This window comes from Streptomyces sp. CHD11, assembly GCF_018638295.1.
GTDB lineage: Bacteria > Actinomycetota > Actinomycetes > Streptomycetales > Streptomycetaceae > Streptomyces.
In genome coordinates this window covers 335237-357529 of sequence record NZ_JABTTS010000009.1, presented here as the reverse complement: position 1 = coordinate 357529, position 22293 = coordinate 335237, and the positions used below count along the sequence as shown (strand labels likewise).

At 72.7% G+C, this 22293-nt stretch carries 16 protein-coding genes; 12 read left to right on the top strand and 4 right to left on the bottom strand.

Annotation, left to right across the window (positions count from 1 at the left end):
• Nucleotides 1-3 precede the first annotated feature (3 nt).
• On the bottom strand, nucleotides 4-2295 hold the full coding sequence (locus tag HTV45_RS12320) for a polysaccharide pyruvyl transferase family protein (RefSeq protein ID WP_215205740.1): 2292 nt from the start codon (nucleotides 2293-2295) through the stop codon (nucleotides 4-6).
• Nucleotides 2292-3548 carry a tetratricopeptide repeat protein gene (locus HTV45_RS12315; protein WP_215205739.1) on the bottom strand — a complete coding sequence of 419 codons (1257 nt, stop codon included), beginning with the start codon at nucleotides 3546-3548 and terminating at the stop codon, nucleotides 2292-2294. Before HTV45_RS12315 ends, HTV45_RS12320 begins: the two co-directional genes overlap by 4 nt.
• A gap of 293 nt (nucleotides 3549-3841) precedes the next feature.
• Here HTV45_RS12315 and HTV45_RS12310 point away from each other — a divergent pair, with 293 nt between their 5' ends.
• Nucleotides 3842-5071 (top strand): RCC1 repeat domain-containing protein, encoded by a 1230-nt coding sequence (locus HTV45_RS12310; RefSeq protein WP_215205738.1) that lies wholly within the window; start codon nucleotides 3842-3844, stop codon nucleotides 5069-5071.
• A 373-nt stretch (nucleotides 5072-5444) separates the two neighbouring features.
• On the opposite strand, the gene HTV45_RS12305 is transcribed toward HTV45_RS12310, so the two are convergent.
• Both HTV45_RS12305 and HTV45_RS12300 read right to left on the bottom strand, forming a co-directional pair.
• Nucleotides 5445-6782: an alpha-2,8-polysialyltransferase family protein gene (locus HTV45_RS12305; RefSeq protein WP_215205737.1), complete on the bottom strand. Its 1338-nt coding sequence runs from the start codon at nucleotides 6780-6782 to the stop codon at nucleotides 5445-5447.
• Nucleotides 6782-7768 (bottom strand): glycosyltransferase family 2 protein, encoded by a 987-nt coding sequence (locus HTV45_RS12300; RefSeq protein WP_215205736.1) that lies wholly within the window; start codon nucleotides 7766-7768, stop codon nucleotides 6782-6784. The genes HTV45_RS12305 and HTV45_RS12300 overlap by 1 nt, the downstream gene beginning before the upstream one ends.
• Nucleotides 7769-7966: 198 nt before the next feature.
• On the opposite strand from HTV45_RS12300, the gene HTV45_RS12295 reads away from it, so the two are divergent.
• From HTV45_RS12295 to HTV45_RS12245, 11 genes are all read left to right on the top strand, one after another.
• Entirely contained in the window at nucleotides 7967-9292 is a 1326-nt protein-coding gene (locus HTV45_RS12295; RefSeq protein ID WP_215205735.1) for a DUF6716 putative glycosyltransferase, read from the top strand.
• Between the two features lie 44 nt (nucleotides 9293-9336).
• A complete protein-coding gene (locus HTV45_RS12290; RefSeq protein WP_215205734.1) occupies nucleotides 9337-10800 on the top strand; it encodes an N-acylneuraminate cytidylyltransferase in 1464 nt (487 codons plus the stop codon).
• Nucleotides 10801-10813: 13 nt separating this feature from the next.
• On the top strand, nucleotides 10814-11752 hold the full coding sequence (locus tag HTV45_RS12285; RefSeq protein ID WP_215205733.1) for an N-acetylneuraminate synthase family protein: 939 nt from the start codon (nucleotides 10814-10816) through the stop codon (nucleotides 11750-11752).
• 57 nt (nucleotides 11753-11809) lie between these two features.
• Nucleotides 11810-12883: a hypothetical protein gene (locus tag HTV45_RS12280; RefSeq protein ID WP_215205732.1), complete on the top strand. Its 1074-nt coding sequence runs from the start codon at nucleotides 11810-11812 to the stop codon at nucleotides 12881-12883.
• Between the two features lie 286 nt (nucleotides 12884-13169).
• Entirely contained in the window at nucleotides 13170-14399 is a 1230-nt protein-coding gene (locus tag HTV45_RS12275) for an amidohydrolase (protein ID WP_215205858.1), read from the top strand.
• 389 nt (nucleotides 14400-14788) lie between these two features.
• Nucleotides 14789-15838, top strand: coding sequence for a BMP family protein (locus tag HTV45_RS12270; protein WP_215205731.1), 1050 nt, complete (start codon nucleotides 14789-14791; stop codon nucleotides 15836-15838).
• Nucleotides 15839-16680: 842 nt separating this feature from the next.
• On the top strand, nucleotides 16681-17730 hold the full coding sequence (locus tag HTV45_RS12265) for a BMP family protein (RefSeq protein WP_215205730.1): 1050 nt from the start codon (nucleotides 16681-16683) through the stop codon (nucleotides 17728-17730).
• Nucleotides 17731-17928: 198 nt separating this feature from the next.
• Nucleotides 17929-19506, top strand: a complete 1578-nt coding sequence (locus tag HTV45_RS12260) for an ABC transporter ATP-binding protein (protein ID WP_215205729.1) — start codon at nucleotides 17929-17931, stop codon at nucleotides 19504-19506.
• Nucleotides 19506-20627: an ABC transporter permease gene (locus tag HTV45_RS12255; RefSeq protein WP_215205728.1), complete on the top strand. Its 1122-nt coding sequence runs from the start codon at nucleotides 19506-19508 to the stop codon at nucleotides 20625-20627. The genes HTV45_RS12260 and HTV45_RS12255 overlap by 1 nt, the downstream gene beginning before the upstream one ends.
• A complete protein-coding gene (locus HTV45_RS12250) occupies nucleotides 20624-21898 on the top strand; it encodes an ABC transporter permease (protein WP_215205727.1) in 1275 nt (424 codons plus the stop codon). Before HTV45_RS12255 ends, HTV45_RS12250 begins: the two co-directional genes overlap by 4 nt.
• The gene (locus tag HTV45_RS12245) at nucleotides 21895-22293 is read left to right on the top strand and encodes a cytidine deaminase (RefSeq protein ID WP_215205726.1); all 399 of its coding nucleotides are present in this window, start codon (nucleotides 21895-21897) and stop codon (nucleotides 22291-22293) included. Before HTV45_RS12250 ends, HTV45_RS12245 begins: the two co-directional genes overlap by 4 nt.

The following is a 22293-nucleotide window of genomic DNA, read 5'->3' as shown; positions in this document are numbered from 1 at the left end:
GGCTCAGATCGGTCCGAAGGTCTCCCGGAGATCGTCGAGGTTGGAGCGCGTGGTCTCCCAGAGGAGCTTCTGCGCGTCGAGCACCTCCGCCACGGCGGCCGGATGGTCGTCCAGGACCGCCGTCGCCCGCTCCAGCAGCCGGGCACCGAGGTCCCGGTCGTGCACCGACAGCCCCCACTCCTCACGGCCGATGTCGGACAGGAAGTAGGCCAGCTTCGGATGGGAGACGAGGCTGAGGACCGGGGTGCCGCAGCCGAAGGGGATCATCCCCGCATGCCCGCGCATCCCGATCACCAGGCGCGACCGGCGGAACAGGTCACGGACACCGTCGTTGGTCATGTCGTACAGCTGCTCGACGGGCAGGGAGATCCCGTGCTCCCGGCGCAGATCGTGCACGAACCTCTCGTCGGCGGGCATGTGCGCCGCGTACCGCACGCCGGTCCGGTCGCGCAGGCCGCGCAGCGCGGTGGCCATGTGGGCCAGGAAGCCGCCGTAGTCGTGGCCGAAGCGCAGACCGGCGCGGTCGTAGGCGCAGTTGACCAGGACGGTGTCGTCCCGCACCACCGGATCGGTCCAGCCCGGGACGAGGTGGCGGGCCACCGTGGTGGGGCAGGGCTGGTAGCGGACCCGGTCGCGCAGCCCGGCGGGGAGCAGCTCGCGGACGCGTTCGATGGAGCCGTGGTTGCGCAGTCCGAAGAACTCCGAGCGCTCGACGAGGGTCCGCAGGCTTTCGGCGAAGCGGCTCCGGCGGTAGAGCTGCCCGTCGAAGACGTTGTAGCCGACCGCGAACACCGCCAGCGGGACGGTCAGCCGGGCCAGCACACGGTCCGGGATGTTCCATTGCCAGTGGCTGTTGGCGTTGGGGGAGGTGTCGGGGAGGAACAGTCCGCCACCGCCGACGATCACCCCGCGCCGCGCGTTCAGTTCGTCCAGCGCGGCCTCGTCCACCAGCCGGTGCACCGGCTGCCGGTACCAGGCGCGCGGTCCGGTGTCGGTGCCGAAGCACAGGCGCACGGCCTCCGGCAGCACCTTGTCGCCCGCGTTCTCCCGGCCCTCGGCGAACAGCGCGACGTGCGCCAGCTGCTCCCCGGCCGCGACCGGCTCCCGCTCCCGTACAGGCCCGTGTTCCGCTCCGGGCTCCCGCCGCTGGTCCTCCGTACGCGTACGGAGGTACCAGTCGTGGCATCCGGCGTCGGTCGGATCGGCCTCCAGCCCCGCGCGGGCGTAGGCGTGCGCGTCCGTGTCCCGGCCGCACAGCCACGCCAGCCGCGCGAGCTGGGCGAAGGCGCGCGGCGCGGTGTCGGGCGACGCCGCCGCCAGCAGCAGCCGTGCCTCCGCCTCCTCGTAGCGCGACAGCGCCATCAGACAGACGCCCAGTGTCTCCTGGCAGCGCGGAGCGTCCAGCCGGTCCCCGACCACCGGGGCGAGCACGTCCACGGCCTCGTCGTAACGGCCCTGTCCGCGGTACACCTCGGCGACCGTCCGGGCGAGGCCGAGCGAGGGGCGGGCCTGCAGCAGCGGCGGGGCGAGGTGGGCCAGCAGCTCGGGGTGTCCGGTACCGGGCAGGGCGCAGTACGCGGCCCGGAACTCCTCGTCGTCCTGCTCGAACCGGCGCCGCGCCCCGGCGGCCGGGGCGTGTCCGGGCTCGTCGGACGGGCCGGGGAACCGCAGCACGGCGACCTCGGCGGGCACCGGCATGTCGTCGTACAGCCGGCGGGCGGGGAAGTCGTACCGGGCGTCGAGCGGCTGCAGGACCCCTCCGAGTACCGAGCCCGCCTCGCTGCCGCCGTCGAGCCGGGCCACCACGGTGTCGTCCACGTCGGCCCGCTGCACCACCAGCAGTCCGTCCGTCCGGACCGCACGCCGCTCACCGCCCTCCCCGTCGGGCAGCACCTGCGGTACGGCACCCACCCCGTGCCGCATCCGCAGCAGTTCACCGAGGTCCCCCAGTACGACCGAGGTGGGGGAGAGGGCGACGACGGTGTCGTAACCCTCCAGCCGGAGCACGTCCAGGCGGCTGTCCGCGCGACGCGTGACCAGGCGCGGGTGCAGCCTGCGCAGGGCGTCGAACGAGGCGTCCGGCAACCCGGGGTGCAGCACCACGAAGTCCTCGCACACCCCCGGGTTGGTGAGCGCCAGACTGCGCAGCAGGGTGGCCACAGCGGGCAGGGTCCCGGGGCCGGAGTGGACGGCGAAGGCGATCCGGCGCCTGCCGGTGACGGCGCTCCGGTCGTCGGCGGAAGCGGTGCTCCGGTCGTCGGGGAGAGCGGGGGCGGGGGCGGAGGGGTGGGTCATCGCAGGGAGATCCTCATCGTGCCGGCGTCGACGTGCGTCGCGCGCTCCATGACCCACGCGGCCTCCGCGGGCCGCAGCCGGCCGGGCCGGTCGAAGCCGATGAGGTCCAGGCGGGGACTGACATCCAGGAAGTCCAGCAGCCGCAGCACGGTGAACGCGGTGCTCGCCCCGGCACCCCAGCCGTCCTCTCCCAGCAGCGCCGGATCGCTCAGGGGCCGCCGCAGCGAGGCGTCCCCGACCTGGTCCTGCGCCCCGGCGACCAGCCGCTCCCGGGTCGCGCGGCGCCAGGTCCCGGCAGGGTCGCCGAAGACCAGCCGGATCCCGGCCCGCCGGGACCACGAGGGCCCCTCCCACGGTGTGTCGCCGCGCAGCGAGACGGCGTGCAGCCCGGTGCGCCCGCCGGTGCCCTCCGCGCGCAGACGGAACGCGTCGCAGCGCACCACCAGGTCGTAGCCGTCGATCTCCGCGCCCAGCGTGCTGTCGGCCACCTCGCGGGCGTCCGAGACCACGCACACCGTCCGCCCCGCGACCAGGGCACGCAGCCCGCCGGCCCCGATCGGCACGCTCCCGCCCAGCAGCGGATCGGGCAGCGCGGACCGCTCGACGAGCCGTCGATAGGTGCCGTACAGCTCCAGCAGACGCCGTACGGTCCGATCGCCCGGGCCGTGCTCGGCCATCCGCGCCCGGACCTGGGCGGCGAACTCCCCGGCCGCGGTGCCGGTGTCCCCGGCGGTCAGTCTCTCCAGCGCGCGGCCGGACACGGGAAGGAGCGCGGCGGCCTCCTCCAGGCACTCCCGCCGGCGTCGCAACGTGTCGGTCCGGCGGGTGACCGCCTCCGCCGTGTCACCGCCCTGATGCAGCGCGAGACAGCGGCCGTAGCACTCCAGCGCCTCCTCGTCCCGCCCGAGCCGGTCCAGCGCCCGGCCACGCAGTCGCCAGGCCCCTCTGGACCGCTGCCGGAGCTCGGTCGCCGTCTCCGCGATCCCCAGCGCCAGCGCCGGACCGTCCTCGCCGCCGGTCTCCAGCGCACGCTCGCCGACCTGGAGCAGGGCGTCGAAGGGGTCCGCCGACGGGGTGCCGAGGGCGGCGGCGAGCACACCGACGGCCCGGGTGAGGCGGACGTCGCAGGGAGCGGTCCGGTCGTCCCGGGCCGCCAGATACTCACCGCACACGCGCATGCCCCGGGCGTACAGCGCGGGCCTGGCGGCCTCCTTCTGCCGTGCCTTGAGCATCCCCGCCAGGGGGTTCGTCATCCGTTCCACCGTCCTGAGGTCTCCGGGCCGAATGTGCCCCAGCGGGGCGGTCCGCCGGTGGCATCCGGGTGGACGAGGGGTGAACAGTCCCCCTCCAGCAGCCGGCGAGGCGCCCGGGTGTTCGTACTCAGGCCCCGCTGGGTGCCGGTACCCAGTCATCGGGAGGTCCGGATGAGCGGATCCGCCCTGCCGCCCGCGCGCCCCCGAGCGGCAGGGTGGGGACCGGAGGGGGAGGTCCTCCCCGCCCGACGCCGCGTGCGCCGGGTTCCGCCCTCGCGCGAGTGGAGTGCCGGATGGTTCCGAGAACGTGGCTGCGGGTGCTGGTCGCGGGCGTCGCCGTGCTCGGCCTGGCCGGGTGCAGCAAGGCGGACCGTGCGGTCCACGGCGCGCCCCGGTGCCCGGAGGGGCCCGCCGCGCAGCCCGCGCCGCGGCAGGTGCCCCCGGGCGTCGCCTGGGCCTGGGCGTCGATGAACGGCGCCCCGGCCGGCAGCCGCGCGGAGGGCGCGGTGCCGGGCTGGACCGACGTCGTCTCGGTCGCGGACGGCCGCTGGACCACGGTCGCGGTCCGGGCCGACGGCACCGTGTGGTCCTACGGCACCAACATCGGCGGCTCCCTCGGACAGGGCTCCTACGAGCGCCACTACCGGGCCGAACCGCGCCGGGTACCCGGTATCGACGACGCCCGCACCGTCCACAGCAGCGGGCCGACCTTCTACGTCGTACGGCGGGACGGCACCGTGACGGCCTGGGGGGACGACCGGTTCCTGGTCAACGGCGGTAAGCGGGAGGGGTACAACGGCGTGCCGACCCCGCAGCGGGTCCCCGGTCTGGAGGACATCGTCTCGATGGGGCCCGGCTCCCTCAACGCCTTCGCCCTGCGCTCCGACGGCCGGGTGCGGGGATGGGGCATCAACCTCACCGACGTCCTCGGCGACGTCGACGGCACCCGGCTCACCACGATCGACGGCGTCGGCGGAGTCGTCGACGTGGCCTCGGCGGGCGGAGCGGTGGTCGCACTCAAGGCGGACGGGCGGGTCTGCGCGTGGGGGAACAACGCGCACGGCCTGCTGGGGACCGAGCCGCGCGGCGGCCAGAGCGGCAGACCGGTACGGGTGCCAGGACTGACGGACGTGGTCCAGGTGGCGGGCGGCGACAACGTGGCCTACGCCCTGGACCGGGACGGCGTGGTCCGGGCCTGGGGCCGGGGCGTGGGCGGCACACTCGGTGACGGCGACACCTCGGACCACTCCTCCACCGCGCCGGTCCGCGTGGCGGGCCTCCCCGGGATCCGCCGGATCGCCGCGTCCGGACTCACGGGGCTCGCCATCGACAGCAAGGGTGGGCTGTGGGGCTGGGGATCGGGTCTGGGTCTGGGCGAGCGGGCCGGGGGCGATGCGGACCGGCCGGTGCGGATCCCCCTGCCGGGCCCCGCCCTGGACCTCTCCGGCACCCACGTCATCCTCGACCCGGCCCCGCCCGAGGACGCCACCGGCGGCACACCCTTCCAGGACACCACGCCCTGAGGCACCCCCTGACGCCGGCCGGACGCCGGGCCTGACACCCGGTCGGCCGGACCGCCCCGGTCCTCGCCGACACCCTGCCCGAAGCGCGACCTCGCAACGGGTGCCGCTCCGGGTGCCGCGTGCCCGGTTCCGCGAGCCCCGGGTCCCGTGGCCTGAGCCCCGGGCCGCCGGTCCTGGGCCGCGTGCCGCGTGCCGCGGACCGCGCGTCACCACTCTCGCGTCACCGGTGTGGCACGAGGGTGCCCGCACCGGCGTCGCCGACCGGTTCCGGTGTCCGGGCCGACGCCCGCCCTCCTCGGCCGTGCGGCCGAGACGTATCGGGATCCCGCGCTCCCGGCGCCGCCCCGGCGCGTTCCGGGCCCCACGACCGGACCTACCCCCGCACCGCCTTCCGCAGCGCCCGGGCCCGCCGTACCACCCGGCGTGCGGTGGCGCTGCGGGGGAGGAACGCCAGCCGGCCCGGAATGCCGCCGGGCAGCCCCAGCGAGGTGAGCCGCTTGCGCCTGAACCAGCGTCGGGCGGGCGGGCCGGGGTTCTGTGCGAGGTAGCGCTCGGCGGCCGGGCGCAGGGACGGGTGGACCTGCGGCTGCATGGTGAACCCGAGCGCCGTCACGAGGTCGTCCAGCCCGCCCGCCGCAAGTGGCGCCGGGCCGCCGCCGTCCCCGCCCTCCAGGTCCTCCAGCAGCGCGTCCGCCAGGACGGCCTGGACCCGGTGACCGTGCTGGTAGGGCGTCAGCAGGTCCAGGAGCCGCTCCGTGCCGACGCGGGCGACCGGCAGGCCGTAACACGCGGACGCCGTGAACAGCGCGCCCGAGGAGCAGCCGACGACCAGCGCGGGCCGGGACCTCTCGAACAGCGCCTCGGCGGGCACGGGAGTGTCCAGGACGGTGAGGTCCACCCCGAGCCGCTCCGCCTCGGTCCGCAGCGCGCGGCCGTGCCGGACCTCGGAGGCGGGGTGCGGCGCGAACACGACCGTGCGGTGCCCGCGTTCGACCGCTCCCCGCAGCATCCGCAGGTGCAGCTCGTCCTCCTCCCCGGCGGGGTGGACACCGAGCGCGGACAGGCTCTGTCCCACCAGCAGCGCCGCGCCCTCCGGCAGAGCGGACAACCCGTCCGCGGGCACGACCAGTTCGCGAACCGCCCGGCGGAAGGCGTCCGTCGGCACGACCCGCGCCGGCACCCCGAACTCGGTCAGCAGCATCGGTGTCAGACCCGGCACCACGTCCAGATGCAGCAACTGCCGCACCCGCGTGCCGATCAGCGGATCGAGCTTGCCCCGCGTGGGCCCGTAGACCGCCGGCCCGCCCGCGTGGACATGGAGGGGAGCTCCGGTGAACACCCGGGCCACCGCCAGCGCCCACGGCGTGTCCGGGGACTCCAGCACCAGCTCCACACGGTCCCCGCCGAGCCCCCACAGCAGCCGCAGATGACGCTCCAGGAGCGGAACGTCCTCGGTGCGGGGCGTCCAGGCCGCCGGGTGGAAGGGCCGGACGGCCTCGTTCCAGGACAGCACCTTCTCGAAGCGGGCGCGCAGCGGGGCGGCACCCGCGAGCGCGTCCGGCGCCTGCGCGGCCTCCGGCACCGGGGAGTCGTCGCAGACCAGCAGCACCCGCCGCTCGGCCCGCGCGAAGCAGCCGGAGTCTGCCGCCGCCGCCAGGGTGGCGACGCCGAGCGGCGTCGAGGCGCAGAAGATCTGTGTCGCGGGGGTCATCACGCGGCGTCCTTCCCTGTGCCGGCCCGGCGCCGCAGCCGCCGCAGCCGGGCGGAACGGTGCAGGTCCATGGTGTCCAGTACGCCGTCGAGCACGTCCTGCGGCATGCGCCGGAGCGCCGCCGCGCTCATCGCCCGCAGTCTCCGGGCCACGGCCGGTTCGAACTTGTCCCGCTCGGACAGATGGTGGGCGATGACCGCGCAGTACGTCCGTACCGCCTTGGGCAGCAGCAGGCCGGCGTCCCGGTCCGCCGCCGTCTCCTCGACGACCTGGTCGAAGGCGCGGAGGAAGTCGAGCTGGCGGGCGTCGCCGATCCGGGTGAGGGAGGAGTCGACCCCGCGCCGGTAGAACACGCCCAGCAGGTCGGTCACGGCGAACGACGTGGCCTCGCGGTGCAGCCGCCAGATCCACGGCCGGTCCTCGGCCGTGCGCAGGCTCTCGGTGAAGTGCAGCAGCCCCCGCTCCAGCAGCCGCCGGTGGTAGATCCCGGCCCAGACGTAGGCGTAGTCCACCGAGGTCGTCCGGTCCGCCGGCAGGATCGCGTCCCGGGGGTCCAGCACCTCGCCCCGCAGGCCGACCGGCACCCGGCGCACGGTCCGGGTGCGGTCCGTGACCTGGATCTGGTCGGTGCGGACGAAATCGCACCCCAGCCCCTCGGCGTCCGCCACCAGCCCGGAGAGATGGCCCGGTGCCAGCCAGTCGCCGCCGTCCAGGAAGACCAGGTACTCGCCGCGCGCCGCGTCCAGTCCGGTGTTCCGCGCGGCGGACACCCCGCGATTGGCGTCGTGGCGGATGTGGCGGACCCGGGCGACGGCCGAGAGTTCCCCGGCCGCGCGCTCGAGAATGTCCTGGGTACCGTCCTGGGAATGGTCGTCGACAAGAAGGAACTCGAAGTCCGGACGGGCGTTCAGACGGAGACTTCTGAGGGTGTCAGGCGCGTGTGGCCGGACGTCGTGGAAGGGGACGATCACGGAAAGCTTCGGCACCCGGAAAACTCTAGGAGGCCGCCCGGATCAGCGACTTTCGGGTGACCGTACAGAGGGTGAACTCCATGTGTCGGTACGGTGTATCACGTCTACGTGAGGCGTTTTCGGTGGCGGATTCGGCTCTCGGACGGGTGTTGTTAACTCTTCGTTGATTCACGGTTGGGCCGTACCTAGAATTCGCTTCCTAGCGTCTTCGGTGTGCCAGCAAGTGCAAAGAAGCCCCTGAGAGTGGCGGTCCTCGCGGATTCCGACACCCGGTGGAAATGGGGCGCCCTCACCGCGAACCGCATCGCTCCGCGGGAAATCCGCCTGGACGGATTTCTGCTGCGGGGCCGCGCCACGCCCACCGCCCGCCAGCTCGGCGAGGTCGGCGTCCGCGCCGACTCCCTGAGGGAGGTCACCGCGGCCGAGTTCCTGCGCGTGATGCGTGAGGAGTCCTGCGACATCCTCGTGCTCGCCCTGGTCGGCGGTGGTGTGCAGGCGATGCTGCACGGGCTGAACCGGGCCTGGGAGGGCCGCGCCGACCGGCCCGTCGTCGTCACCGGGTACGTCGGTGTCGTCTACGAGAAGCTCGCCGACGGCCTGCTGCTGCGCCACGGCGCCGACCTGGTGCTCGCCAACTCCCGTCAGGACGCGGACCGTTTCCGCGCCGTGTACGAAGGGGTGGGCGCCGACGCCGGCTCGGTGACCGAGGTGGCGCTGCCGTTCCTGGGCGGCGCCCCCTACTCCGGGGAACACGCCCCGTACACCGTCGTGTTCGCCGCCCAGCCGTCGGTACCGGACAGCCGCAGGGACCGTACGTACCTGCTGAACCGGCTGGTGGAGCACGCCCGTCGGCACCCCGGGCGCGAGGTGCTGCTGAAGCTGCGCTCCAGGCCCGGCGAACACACCACGCACCTCGAGGAACTGCCCTACCAGAAGCTGGTCCAGCGCCTCGACCCGCCCGCCAACTTCCGTCTGGTCTACGGGCACATGGGCGAGGTCCTCGACCGCACCGACCTCCTCGTCACGGTCAGCTCCACGGCCGCCCTGGAGTCGCTGCACCGCGGTATCCCCACCGTGGTCCTCACCGACCTCGGTGTCCGGGAGGCGCTCGGCAACCACCACTTCGTCGGATCCGGCTGCCTCGCCTCCTGGGACCAGCTGGACGACGGCCACCTCCCGCGGGCGGACGGGGAGTGGGTGGCCCGGCAGGGAGTCGCCGCCGGCGGAACGCCCTCCGGGGAGGGCACGTACGAGACGGCGTTCGACGCCGCCCGGGAACGCATCGGCGACCTGCTCGGCCGACCCGGCGGACTCCCGCCGATGACCCCGTACTACACACCCGTCACCGCGCCCGGCTATCTGCCCGGCATCCTCGCCCGCCACCACCTCGGCCCGGACGGCACACCGCTGCCCGGCGCGCCCGCCGCGGACAGGGAGCCCGGGCCGGTCCGGCAGATCGTGCGCCGGGCGGCGCGCGGCGCCTACCGGCACGGCGTGCAGCGCGTGGCCCCCGTGATCCGCCGCATGGGCGAGCTGTGACCTCCCAGGCCGCCGACCCGAACTCCGCTCGAGGAGCTGATCCCATGTCCCACCCGCCGACGGTACGCCGGGTACTCGCCGTGATCCCCGCGCGCGGCGGCTCCAAGGGCGTGCCCGCGAAGAACCTCGCCCCCGTCGGAGGCGTCCCCCTGGTGGCCCGCGCCGTGCGCGAGTGCCGTGCCGCGCGGAACGTCACGGACGTCGTCGTCTCCACCGACGACCGGGCCATCGCCGCCGCCGCGCGGCAGGCCGGCGCCGAGGTCGTCCTGCGGCCCGCCGCCATCGCCGGTGACACCGCCACCTCCGAGGCCGCCGTGCTGCACGCCATGGAGTCCCACGAGGCCCTGCACGGAGCCGGGGTGGACGTCGTCCTGCTCGTGCAGTGCACCAGCCCCTTCCTGCTCCGCGAGGACATCGACGCGGTGGCCGCCGCGGTCGCCGGCGAGGGCGCCGACACGGCGGTGACCGTCGCCCCGTTCCACGGCTTCCTCTGGCGGGACGCCCCGGCGGAGCCCGAGGGCCCCGTGACGGACGCCTCCCGCGCGCCTGCCCCGACGGCCGCCGACGACGCGAGCGCCGGGACCGCCGGCGCCACCCTTGCCGGCGTCGACGGTGGCCGACGGGAACCGCGGGCAACCACCCCCGCCGGGGGCTACGGCGTCAACCACGACAAGTCCTTCCGTCCCCGCCGCCAGGACCGCCCCCAGGACCTCCTGGAGACCGGCGCCGCCTACGCCATGGACGCGGCCGGCTTCCGCGAGCACCGGCACCGCTTCTTCGGCCGCACCGCACTCGTACGGACCGACCCCGCCCGCGTCCTGGAGATCGACGACCCGCACGAACTCGCCCGGGCCCGCGCCCTCGCACCGCTCTTCGACGCCGAGCGGCCCGGCGCCCTCGCTGCCGTTCCTCCCACCCACCTCGCCGCCGTTCCTCCCACCCACCTCGCTGCCATTCCTCCCACCCACCTCGCTGCCGTTCCTCCCACCCACCTCGCTGCCATTCCTCCCACCCACCTCCCCGCGGCCGACGACATCGACGCGGTCGTCCTCGACTTCGACGGCACCCAGACCGACGACCGGGTGCTGATCGACTCCGACGGACGGGAGTCCGTCTCCGTGCACCGCGGAGACGGACTCGGCATCGCGGCCCTGCGCCGCAGCGGTCTGAAGATGCTGATCCTGTCCACGGAACAGAACCCGGTCGTCGCCGCCCGCGCACGCAAGCTCAGGCTCCCCGTGCTGCACGGCATCGACCGCAAGGACCTCGCCCTCAAACAGTGGTGCGAGGAACAGGGCATCGCGCCGGAGCGCGTGCTCTACGTCGGCAACGACGTCAACGACCTCCCGTGCTTCGCCCTGGTCGGCTGGCCCGTGGCGGTCGCGAGCGCCCACGACGTCGTACGCGGCGCCGCCCGCGCCGTCACCGCCCTCCCCGGAGGCGACGGCGCGATCCGGGAGATCGCCGGCTGGATCCTCGGCCCCTCCCTCGATTCCCTCCCCAAGTAAGGAAACCCCGGACATGAGCACCAACTCCCGCATCCGCACCCTCGGCCCCCGCGAGGCCGGCCCGGGCCGCCCCGTGTACGTCACCGGCGAGATCGGCATCAACCACAACGGTGACATCGAGAACGCCTTCAAGCTGATCGACGCCGCCGCCGAGGCCGGCTGCGACGCCGTCAAGTTCCAGAAGCGCACCCCGGAGATCTGCACCCCGCGCGACCAGTGGGACATCGAGCGGGACACCCCCTGGGGCCGGATGACGTACATCGACTACCGCCACCGCGTGGAGTTCGGCGAGGAGGAGTACCGCCAGATCGACGCCTACTGCAAGAAGAAGGGCATCGCCTGGTTCGCCTCCCCGTGGGACACCGAGGCCGTCGCCTTCCTGGAGAAGTTCGACGTCCCCGCCCACAAGGTCGCCTCCGCCTCCCTCACCGACGACGAGCTGCTGCGCGCCCTGCGCGCCACCGGCCGCACCGTCATCCTCTCCACCGGCATGTCGACGCCGAAGCAGATCCGCCACGCGGTCGAGGTCCTGGGCTCGGACAACATCCTGCTCTGCCACGCCACCTCCACCTACCCGGCGAAGGCCGAGGAGCTCAACCTCCGCGTGATCAACACCCTCCAGCAGGAGTACCCGAACGTCCCGATCGGCTACTCCGGCCACGAGACGGGCCTGCAGACCACCCTCGCCGCCGTCGCCCTCGGCGCCGCGTTCGTCGAGCGCCACATCACCCTCGACCGCGCCATGTGGGGCTCCGACCAGGCCGCCTCCGTCGAGCCGCAGGGCCTGACCCGCCTGGTCCGCGACATCCGCACCATCGAGGCGTCCCTCGGCGACGGCGTGAAGAAGGTCTACGAGTCCGAGCTGGGCCCGATGAAGAAGCTGCGCCGGGTCACCGGCGCGGTGGCCGAGGCGGAGATCGCCACGGCCGCCGGCGAACCGCTGACCGTCTGACCCGCGCCCTCCACCCCACCCGCCCACCCCTACGACGACGGGAACGGTCGTACGTCGATGAGCCCGCCCGCCGGCCGGCCCGGCCCCCACACTCTCGCCTTCGTCGAGAGCCCGGTACAACTGCTCAACGTGCTGGAGTGGGCGCACGCGCACGCGCCCGGCGGCGGGCTCACCCTCGTCGTGCTGTCCCCGGTCGACCCGATGACGCGCGGCCAGCTCCGCCGGATGGCGGAGCTGGCCCGCGACGAGGGCCACGAAGTCCGCTGGGAGGAGGCCCGCGGGGGAGCGGGCGCCCCGCTGCGGACGGTCGGCGGACTGGCCGGGCCGCTGCGCCGGGCCACCCGTGTCGTCCTCGGCGACCCCTTCTCCCGGTATGTCCAGCTACTGCTGACGATCACCCGGGCCCCGGAGGTGGTGGTGGTCGACGACGGCACGGCGACCATGGAGTTCGCCGGCCAGCTGGCCCGCGGCGAACGGCTGGTGCGCTGGCACCGCAAGGGTGGCCGTCCCGGCCCCCGCGACCTCCTCTTCGCCCCCGTGTCCGCCGCCGCGCGGCGCCGGCTCACCCCGGGCGGGGACCGCGCGGTGGTCATCTTCACCTCCATGCCCATGCAGGACACCCCGCCCGGAGTCACCGTCCGCGCCCACACCTTCGCCTGGACCCGGGACCGCTTCGGCCCGCCCAGCGTCACCCGGGGCGCCGATCTGGTGGGCACGTCGCTGGTGGAGACCGGTGTGGTCGACGACGACGCCTACCTGGAGGCCGTCCGCTCCCTGGCGAGGACGCACGGCGTCCGGCGCTACTTCGCGCACCGCCGCGAGAGCACGGAGAAGCTCCACCGGCTGGCGGTCGGGACGGGACTGGAGATCGTCCGGCCCGAACTGCCCCTGGAGCTGGTCGCCCGCCGCGGCCCCATCGGCCGCACCGTCCTCAGCTTCCCGTCCACGGTCGTCCACACCCTCCCCCTCGCCCTGACCGGTACGGACGTCCGCGTGACGGTCTGTGCCATCGACCCCGCCTGGCTGACCAGGACGGCCTCTCCCCGCGCACACGGCTTCCTGTCCGGGGTGACGGACTCCGCGCGGGGCGTCCACCGGCTGCCGGCGGTGGCGGCGCCCGTGACGCCCTAGGTGTGCCGGAGGTGTCCGCCAGATGAACCGGTCCGCGTGGTCTGCGCCGAGCGTGGTATCCGTGAAGAGGTGGATGGGTGCCGGGGCCACCGATGTCGCTGTGACGCGAGTCATGTTCCGGCAGGTCATGGGGCCTTGACCCCGCACAAGGGCGGCGAGTTTACCCATCCCGACTGACGGCTATGCGCGGGGCGGCCGGTTTTTCTTCGCCTGACGGACTGATTTTTCTTGATCGAGGGTCAGTAGTCGGCTTCGGCGCCCTACTCTTCAAAGGGTGAAACCACTGATGTCACTGGAGTCCGAGGTCGACCTCCCCGGCGGAGCGGTGCTCCCCGGAGCGTTGCCCGAGGCCCTGCGTGCCGAGCTCGTCGCGTTCCGCCGCGACCTGCACATGCACCCGGAGCTCGGCAATCAGGAGTTCCGCACCACCGCCGCGATCAAGGAACGCCTGGAGCAGGCCGGCCTCCGGCCGCGCGTCCTCTCCGGCGGAACCGGCGTGATCTGTGACATCGGCACGGACGACGAGGCCGGCACCGACTCGGCGATGCTCGCGATGCGCGCCGACATCGACGGCCTGCCCATCCCCGACATGAAGTCCGAGTGCCCCTACCGCTCCACCGTGCCCGACCGCGCCCACGCCTGCGGCCACGACGTGCACACCACCGTGGTGCTCGGCAGCGGCCTGGTCCTCGCCGAACTGCACCGGCAGGGCCTGCTGCCCCGCCCCGTACGGCTGATCTTCCAGCCCGCCGAGGAGGTGCTGCCCGGCGGCGCCGCCGACGCCATCGCGGACGGCGCGCTCGACGGCATCGGCAGAATCATCGCCGTGCACTGCGACCCCCGCGTCGACGCCGGCAGGATCGGACTGCGCCAGGGCCCCATCACCTCTGCCTGCGACCGGCTGGAGATCGCTCTCGACGGCCCCGGCGGCCACACCGCCCGCCCGCATCTGACCACCGACCTGGTCACCGCCGCCGCCCGTGTCGTCACCGACGTGCCGGCCCTGGTCGGCCGGCGCGTCGACAGCCGCAGCGGACTCGCCGTGACCTGGGGCAGGATCGAGTCGGGTCACGCGCCCAACGTCATCCCGCAGCACGCCGAGCTCTCCGGCACCGTGCGCTGTCTGGACCTGGAGACCTGGCGGCAGGCGCCGGACGTCGTGGTCGCCGCCATCGACGAGGTGGCCAACCTGCACCGAGCCAAGTCGGAGATCAACTACGTACGGGGCGTCCCGCCGGTCGTCAACGAGGCCGGGGCCACGGAACTGCTGCGCGACGCCATGACCGCCCGGCGCGGGGTGGACTCCGTCGAGGGCACCGAGCAGAGCCTCGGTGGCGAGGACTTCTCCTGGTACCTGGAGCGCGTCCCGGGCGCCATGGCCCGCCTGGGCGTCCGTCCTCCTGGCGAGCGCACCGTGCGCGACCTGCACCAGGGCGACTTCGACGTGGACGAGCACGCGATCACGGTGGGAGTGGAACTCTTCACCGCGGCAGCCCTCCTGGACGCCCTGCGCTAGTGCTCCGGCGGTGCGGCCGCGTTGGTTCCATCGCGAACCCGGGGTTCCCCGCCCCGGGGGGCGGGGAACCTGGCTGCTTCCGCCCGCCCGTCCGTCCGCCCCACCACCCCCACCCACCTCTGCACCCCCCCACCTCTGCCGTCATCCCTCCCGCCCCTTCCGCTTGCGCGCCGCCCACCGCAGGGGCAGCGTGGTGCGCGTGCAACCGAACGTCATGTACCGATCGCCCGTTCCGGGCCCGTACGGACCTCTGGTTCACCAGGACGTAACCGGCCATCGGCACGAATGGATAACGGCCCCGCTGAACCCCGTTCCCAGGAGTGTCTACGCGCGTTAATGTGCGCCGAACCGAGCACCCGCTGCGGGGCTTTGGAGAATGGGGACTTCAGATGCGTCGGATATCCAGGCTGACCCGCGTCGCGGTGGGGGTCGCCTCGCTCGCCCTCGCCGCCACCGCCTGCGGCGGGACCAGCAGCGACAACAACGACAGCGGTGGCTCGAAGGAAGACCTCGGCCTCGCCATCGCCTACGACATCGGCGGCAAGGGCGACCAGTCCTTCAACGACGCCGCGTACGCCGGCCTGGCCAAGGCCAAGGACGAGTTCGGTTACAAGACCGCGGACGTGGAGCCCACCGAGGGTGAGACCGACGCGGACAAGGAGCAGCGCCTGTCCTCGCTGGCCAAGCAGGGCTACAACCCGGTCATCGGCGTCGGCTTCGCCTACGGGCCGGCCATGGAGGCGGTGGCCGCCAAGTACCCGGACACCACCTTCGGCATCGTCGACTCCGTCGTCGAGGGCGACAACGTCGCCTCCCTCGTCTTCGCCGAGGAGCAGGCCTCCTACCTCGCCGGTGTCGCCGCCGCCAAGGCCACCGAGACGAACGTGGTCGGCTTCGTGGGCGGTGTGGACATTCCGCTGATCCACAAGTTCCAGGCGGGCTACGAGCAGGGCGTGAAGGCGACCGACCCCAAGGTCAGGGTGATCCCGCAGTACCTCACCCAGACCGCGGAGGAGGGCGGCTTCTCCAGCCCCGACAAGGGCAAGGCCGCCGCCGAGGGCCAGATCGAGAAGAAGGCCGACGTCATCTACCAGGCGGCGGGACTCTCCGGTCAGGGTGTGATCGAGGCCGCCGCCAAGGCGGAGGTCTGGGCGATCGGTGTCGACTCCGACCAGTACAAGCAGGAAGCGCTCGGCGCGTACAAGGACTTCATCCTCACCTCCGCCCTCAAGGACGTCGGCGGTGCGGTGTACGCCCTGGCCAAGTCGGTCCAGGACGACGAGCCGCTGACCGGCACGCAGGTCTTCGACCTGAAGGTGGACGGCGTCGGCCTGTCCGACAGCAACCCGAAGATGGCCGAGGTCGAGGGCCTGACGGACGCCGTGGCCGAGGCCAAGGAAGGCATCATCGACGGCTCCATCGAGGTCAAGACGGAGTAGTCGGCAGACGACGGAAACGCAGGAAGCGGGCGGGCGCCCCCACAGCCCGCCCGCTTCCTGCGTCTCCGCTCCCCTCACCCGCCCCTCACCCGCCCCGCTCCCGCCTGCTCCCGACGCCCTCCCGCCGGGCGCCACCCCTTCCGCGGCCGGGCCGGCCCCCGTCTCCGGGGGCCCTTCCCGTCTCCGGGGCCGGTCCTCCCGCCCCCGGGCCGGGTCCTGCCATGCCCTACTCGTGACCGGTCCCGGCCCACTCGGACCGGCCCTCCCGCACCCTGGGCCGGTCCTCCCGCACCCTGGGCCGGTCCTGCCGTGCTCGCGGCGGTCCTGCCGCATTCCAGGGCTCTTTCCCCCGCACCCTGGGCCGGTCCTGCCGTGCTCGGGAGGCGGTCCTGCCGCATTCCAGGGCTGATCTGGCTGTGGATCACCAACCTGGCGCCGCGACACCCTGCGGTACGAGGCCGGTTCGGCCACCAAGGCTCTTTCCCCCGCACCCTGGGCCGGTCCTGCCGCGCTCGGGAGGCGGGCCTCCCGCCTCCCAGGGCTGTTTGCCCCGCACCCTGGGCCGGCGGTCCTGCCGCGCCCAGGGCTCGCTCCTCCGCACCCAGGCCCGTTCCTCCCCCACCCGCGTCCCGCGTCCGCCCCCGCGGAGGACACCTCACCCACCGCAACCCCGCGTTCGCGATCGGCAAGGCCCGACCACGGCCCGGGGTCATGTTGGCCACGGGCGCATAACAAGGTGGACAGAAGGGGTTTTCAGGTAGGTCTACGCGCGTTAATCTGCGGCGAAGCCAGCGCCGTAGCTGAACACGTCCCGGCGCTTTGTACGACTAGGAGCACCACACATGCGCCGGATTTCCCGGATGACGGTCGCAGGCGCAGCGACCGCCTCCCTGGCCCTCGCCCTCTCCGCCTGCGGCGGCACCTCCACCTCGTCGAGCTCCTCGGAGCCGAAGGGCGACAAGGGTCTCGCCATCGCCTACGACGTCGGCGGCAAGGGCGACCAGTCCTTCAACGACGCCGCCTACGCCGGCCTGGAGCAGGCGAAGACGGAGTTCGGCTACGAGACCGCCGACGTCGAGCCCACCGACGGCGAGACGGACGCCGACAAGGAGCAGCGCCTGGTCTCGCTGGCGAAGCAGGGCTACAACCCGGTCGTCGGTGTCGGCTACGCGTACGCCGCCGCCGTGAAGGGTGCCGCGGAGAAGTACCCCGACACCACCTTCGGCATCGTCGACGATGCCACGGTCGAGGCCGACAACGTCGCCGACCTGGTCTTCTCCGAGGAGCAGGCCTCCTACCTCGCCGGTGTCGCCGCCGCCGAGAGCACCACGACGAACGTGGTCGGCTTCGTGGGCGGTGTGGACATTCCGCTGATCCACAAGTTCCGCGCCGGCTTCGAGCAGGGCGTCAAGGACACCGACCCCAAGGTCAAGGTCATCTCGCAGTTCCTGACCCAGACCGCGGAGGAGGGCGGCTTCTCCAGCCCCGACAAGGGCAAGTCCGCCGCCGAGGGCCAGATCGAGAAGAAGGCCGACGTCGTCTACGCGGCCGCCGGCCTGTCCGGTCAGGGCGTCATCGAGGCCGCCGCCGCCAACAAGGTGTGGGCGATCGGCGTCGACTCCGACCAGTACAAGCACGAGGCCCTCGCCAAGTACAAGGACTCGATCCTCACCTCGGCGATGAAGGATGTCGCCAAGGCGGTGTACAACCTGGCGAAGTCGGTCGAGGACGGCGAGCCCGCGACCGGTATCGTCAAGGGCGATCTGAAGACGGGTGAGGTGAGCCTGTCGAACTCCAACCCGAAGTTCGCGGACGACGCCGAGCTCCAGGAAGCCATCGAGACGGCCAAGGAGAAGATCGTCAGCGGCGAGATCAAGGTCAAGTCCAGCTGAGCAACACCCTGAACCACCGCGGGGTCGCGGCCGTTCGACGGGGTACGAGGAGCCCGGCTCCTCGTACCCCGTCGGTCCAGGGCGCCACCCGCTCGTATGCCGTAGGGGCGCTACGCGCGTAGACGACCCCCGTCCCCAGGAGAGTGCGTCATCAACGCGTCCAGCAGCCCTCCGGCCGGAGCGGCGGTCAACGAATCGGTGACCGCCGTGGAGCTCGCCGGGATCACCAAGCGCTTCCCCGGTGTCGTCGCCAACCACGACATCCACCTCACCGTCCGCAAGGGCACCGTGCACGCCCTCGTCGGTGAGAACGGCGCCGGCAAGTCGACCCTGATGAAGATCCTCTACGGCATGCAGAAGCCGGACGAGGGCACCATCACGGTCCACGGCGAGCAGGTGAACTTCTCCTCGCCCGCCGACGCCATCGCCCGCGGTATCGGCATGGTGCACCAGCACTTCATGCTCGCCGACAACCTCACCGTCCTCGAGAACGTCGTCCTCGGCAGTGAGAAGCTCTACGGCATCGGCGCCCGGGCCCGCCGCAAGATCAAGGAACTCTCCGAGCGCTACGGCCTCGGCGTCCGCCCCGACGTCCTGGTCGAGGAGCTCGGCGTGGCCGCCCGCCAGCGCGTGGAGATCCTCAAGGTCCTCTACCGCGGCGCCACCACCCTGATCCTCGACGAGCCCACCGCGGTCCTGGTCCCGCAGGAGGTCGACGCGCTCTTCGACAACCTGCGCGAGCTCAGGGCCGAGGGCCTGTCCGTCATCTTCATCTCGCACAAGCTGGGCGAGGTCCTCTCCGTCGCCGACGAGATCACCGTCATCCGCCGCGGCACCACGGTCGGCACCGCCGTCCCCGCCGAGACCACGCCGCGCCAGCTCGCCGAGCTGATGGTCGGCAGTGAGCTGCCGACGCCCCAGACGGCGGAGTCCACGGTCACCGACCGCCCCGTCATCACCGTCGACGCGCTGCGCCTGGCGGCCCCCGGCGGCAAGGCCCTGCTCGACGACATCACCTTCACCATCCACGAGGGCGAGATCCTCGGCATCGCCGGTGTCGAGGGCAACGGACAGACGGAACTGGTCGACGCCCTCATCGGCCTCAGGCACGCCGACTCCGGCGTCATCCGGCTGGCCGACGAGGAGATCACCGCCTGGCCCACCCGCAGGCGCCGCGAGCAGGGCATCGGCTACATCCCCGAGGACCGCCACCGCCACGGCCTGCTCCTGGCGGCCCCCCTCTGGGAGAACCGCATCCTCGGCCACGTCACCGAGAAGCCCAACGCCAAGGGCGTCTGGCTGGACCCGAAGGCCGCCCAGGAGGACACCCGGCGGATCGTCCAGACGTACGACGTCCGCACCCCCGGCATCGACGTCACCGCGGCCTCCCTGTCCGGCGGCAACCAGCAGAAGCTGATCGTCGGCCGTGAGATGAGCCACAAGCCGCGCTTCCTGATCGCCGCCCACCCGACCCGCGGTGTGGACGTCGGCGCGCAGGCCGCCATCTGGGACCACATCCGCGAGGCCCGCCGCGAGGGCCTGGCCGTGCTGCTGATCTCGGCCGACCTGGACGAGCTGATCGGCCTGTCCGACACCCTCCGGGTGATCTACGACGGCAAGCTGGTCGCGGACGCCGACCCGGCCACCATCACCCCGGAGGAACTCGGCACCGCCATGACCGGCGCCGCCGAGGGCCACCTCGAACACGACGAGACCCCCGAGACCCAGGCCGACCTCTCCAAGTCCGCCGAGTCTCCGGAAGACGAGGCCCGCTGATGAAGAAGTTCGACAAGGAGCGCGCGCTCCTCGCGGTGGCCGGGCCGGTCATCGCGCTCGCCGTGGCCTTCGTGCTCAGCGCGATCGTCCTGATCGCCTCCGGCAAGAACCCGGTCGAACCGTTCGCTCTGATGTTCGAGCAGCTCGGCTTCTCGGACATCCAGGTCCTGATCATCAACCAGGCGTCGATGTACTACATCGCCGCCCTCGCGGTCGCCATCGGCTTCCGGATGAACCTCTTCAACATCGGCGTCGACGGCCAGTACCAGCTCGGCGCCATGATGGCCGCCGTCGTCGGCGCCCACGCCGCCCTCCCGGCGTTCCTCCAGGTCCCGCTGCTGCTCCTGACGGCCGTCCTCACCGGCGCCTTCTGGGCCGGTATCGCCGGTGTCCTCAAGGTCACCCGGGGCGTCAGCGAGGTCGTCGCCACGATCATGCTCAACGCCATCGCCACCTCGCTGATCGTCTACATGTGGAAGCCGGACGTCTTCGGCGTCAAGATCGGCAACAACAACACCACCGGCGAGATGCACGAGTCCGGCTGGATCCCCGGCATCGCCATGGGCGAGGCCGGCGAGATCTACGGCCTGGTCGTCCTCGCCGTCCTGCTCGGCATCGGCTACTGGGTCACCCTCAACCGCACCCGCTTCGGCTTCGACCTGCGTGCCTCCGGCGCCTCCGAGTCCGCCGCCGCGGCCAGCGGTGTCAGCCCCAAGCGCATGGTCCTCACCGCCATGCTGCTCTCCGGCGCCATCGCCGGACTCGCGGGCCTGCCGATCCTGCTCGGCGACACCCACACCTACAGCCTCAACTTCCCCACCGGCATCGGCTTCCTGGGCATCGGTATCGCCCTGCTCGGCCGCAACAGCCCGGTCGGCATCGCCTTCGCCGCCCTGCTGTGGGCCTGGCTCGACAAGGCCTCGCCCGAGCTGGACTTCCACGGCTACGACAAGGAGATCGCGGTCATCATGCAGGGCCTGATCGTCCTCTCGGTCGTCGTCTCCTACGAGGCCGTCCGCGAGTGGGGCCTGCGCCGCCAGCAGCGCAAGGTCGGCGCGGAGCTCGCCGCGGGCCACGTCCTCGGCGCCAACAACACCACGAAGGAGGTGGCCGGCCGATGACCGCTCCGACCACAGCGACCGACGTCAACCAGCCGTCGCTCGAGCACACACCGCCGACCGGCCGCCGCATGTCGTGGCCCGTCCTGCTCCTGCTCATCGCCGGAGCCCTGGCACTGGTCTCCGTCGTACGCCTCGTCACCGGTGCCGACGGCATCACCAACGTCAGCCAGATGTCCACCGCCCTCCAGCTCGCCGTCCCGATCGGCCTCGCCGGTCTCGGCGGCCTGTGGGCCGAACGCGCGGGCGTCATCAACATCGGCCTCGAAGGCATGATGATCCTGGGCACCTGGTTCGGCGCCTGGGCCGGATTCCAGTGGGGCCCCTGGACCGGCGTCCTCGTCGGCCTCATCGGCGGCGCGCTCGGCGGTCTGCTGCACGCCATCGTCACCATCACCTTCAACGTCAACCACATCGTCTCCGGTGTGGCCATCAACATCCTGGCCCTCGGCGCCACCCGCTACCTCGCCCCGCTCGCCTTCGAGGGGCACCAGGGCGGCTCCGCCAAGCAGTCCCCGGCGGTCGACTCCCTGGGCCACTTCACCGTGCCGGGGCTGTCCGACGGACTGAGCGACCTCAACGACAAGGGCTGGTTCTTCGTCTCCGACATCGCCGGCCTGCTCGGCGGACTCGTCACCGACGTCTCCTGGCTGACCCTGATCGCCGTCGCGCTCATCCCCGCCACCTGGTACATCCTGTGGCGCACCGCGTTCGGCCTGCGGCTGCGCTCCTGCGGCGAGAACCCGATCGCCGCCGAATCCCTCGGCGTCAACGTCTACAAGTACAAGTACCTCGCCGTGATCATCTCCGGCTCCCTGGCCGGCCTCGGCGGAGTCTTCCTCTCCATCGTCGCCAACCCCTTCTACCTGGAGGGCCAGACCAGCGGCCGCGGCTACATCGGCCTCGCCGCGATGATCTTCGGCAACTGGATGCCCGGCGGTCTCGCCATCGGCGCCGGCCTCTTCGGCTACACCGACAGCCTCAACCTGCGCGGCGGCTCCGCCAACGTGCACGCCCTGCTGCTGCTCGGCGCCCTGCTGCTGCTCATCGGCGCCATCTGGCTCGTCATCCGCAAGAAGTACGTCCAGGCGGCGATCACCCTGGTCATCGGCGCCCTCGTGTTCGCCTGGTACGCCGGCACCAACGAGGTCCCCAACCAGGTCGTCTCCGCCACGCCGTACGTCATCACCCTCGTCGTCCTCGCCCTCTCCGCCCAACGGCTGCGCATGCCGAGGGCCAACGGCATGCCGTACCGGAAGGGGCAGGGCAAATGACCGCGGCCGATCCCGACTGGGAGACCCTGCGCGCGGTGGCACGGGAGGCCATGACGCACGCCTACGTCCCCTACTCGGGGTATCCGGTCGGCGTCGCCGCCCGGGTCGACGACGGGCGCACGGTCTCCGGCTGCAACGTCGAGAACGCCTCGTACGGCCTCGGCCTGTGCGCCGAGTGCGGAATGGTCTCCGAACTGCACCGCACCGGCGGCGGCCGCCTCACGCACTTCACCTGCGTGGACGGCAAGGGCGACATCCTCGTCCCGTGCGGCCGCTGCCGGCAGCTGCTGCACGAGTTCGGCGGCCCCGGCCTGCTGCTGGAGACCCCGGCGGGGATCATGCCGCTCTCGGAGATGCTGCCGCAGGCCTTCGGCCCGGAGCACCTCACCCAGTAA

Excerpts from the sequence above, each read along its gene's own strand:
- HTV45_RS12320 (WP_215205740.1), bottom strand. The coding sequence starts at position 2,295 with ATGACCCACCCCTCCGCCCCCGCCCCCGCTCTCCCCGACGACCGGAGC.
- HTV45_RS12315 (WP_215205739.1), bottom strand. The coding sequence starts at position 3,548 with ATGACGAACCCCCTGGCGGGGATGCTCAAGGCACGGCAGAAGGAGGCC.
- HTV45_RS12310 (WP_215205738.1), top strand. The coding sequence starts at position 3,842 with ATGGTTCCGAGAACGTGGCTGCGGGTGCTGGTCGCGGGCGTCGCCGTG.
- HTV45_RS12305 (WP_215205737.1), bottom strand. The coding sequence starts at position 6,782 with ATGACCCCCGCGACACAGATCTTCTGCGCCTCGACGCCGCTCGGCGTC.
- HTV45_RS12290 (WP_215205734.1), top strand. The coding sequence starts at position 9,337 with ATGTCCCACCCGCCGACGGTACGCCGGGTACTCGCCGTGATCCCCGCG.
- HTV45_RS12285 (WP_215205733.1), top strand. The coding sequence starts at position 10,814 with ATGAGCACCAACTCCCGCATCCGCACCCTCGGCCCCCGCGAGGCCGGC.
- HTV45_RS12280 (WP_215205732.1), top strand. The coding sequence starts at position 11,810 with ATGAGCCCGCCCGCCGGCCGGCCCGGCCCCCACACTCTCGCCTTCGTC.
- HTV45_RS12275 (WP_215205858.1), top strand. The coding sequence starts at position 13,170 with ATGTCACTGGAGTCCGAGGTCGACCTCCCCGGCGGAGCGGTGCTCCCC.
- HTV45_RS12270 (WP_215205731.1), top strand. The coding sequence starts at position 14,789 with ATGCGTCGGATATCCAGGCTGACCCGCGTCGCGGTGGGGGTCGCCTCG.
- HTV45_RS12265 (WP_215205730.1), top strand. The coding sequence starts at position 16,681 with ATGCGCCGGATTTCCCGGATGACGGTCGCAGGCGCAGCGACCGCCTCC.
- HTV45_RS12255 (WP_215205728.1), top strand. The coding sequence starts at position 19,506 with ATGAAGAAGTTCGACAAGGAGCGCGCGCTCCTCGCGGTGGCCGGGCCG.
- HTV45_RS12250 (WP_215205727.1), top strand. The coding sequence starts at position 20,624 with ATGACCGCTCCGACCACAGCGACCGACGTCAACCAGCCGTCGCTCGAG.
- HTV45_RS12245 (WP_215205726.1), top strand. The coding sequence starts at position 21,895 with ATGACCGCGGCCGATCCCGACTGGGAGACCCTGCGCGCGGTGGCACGG.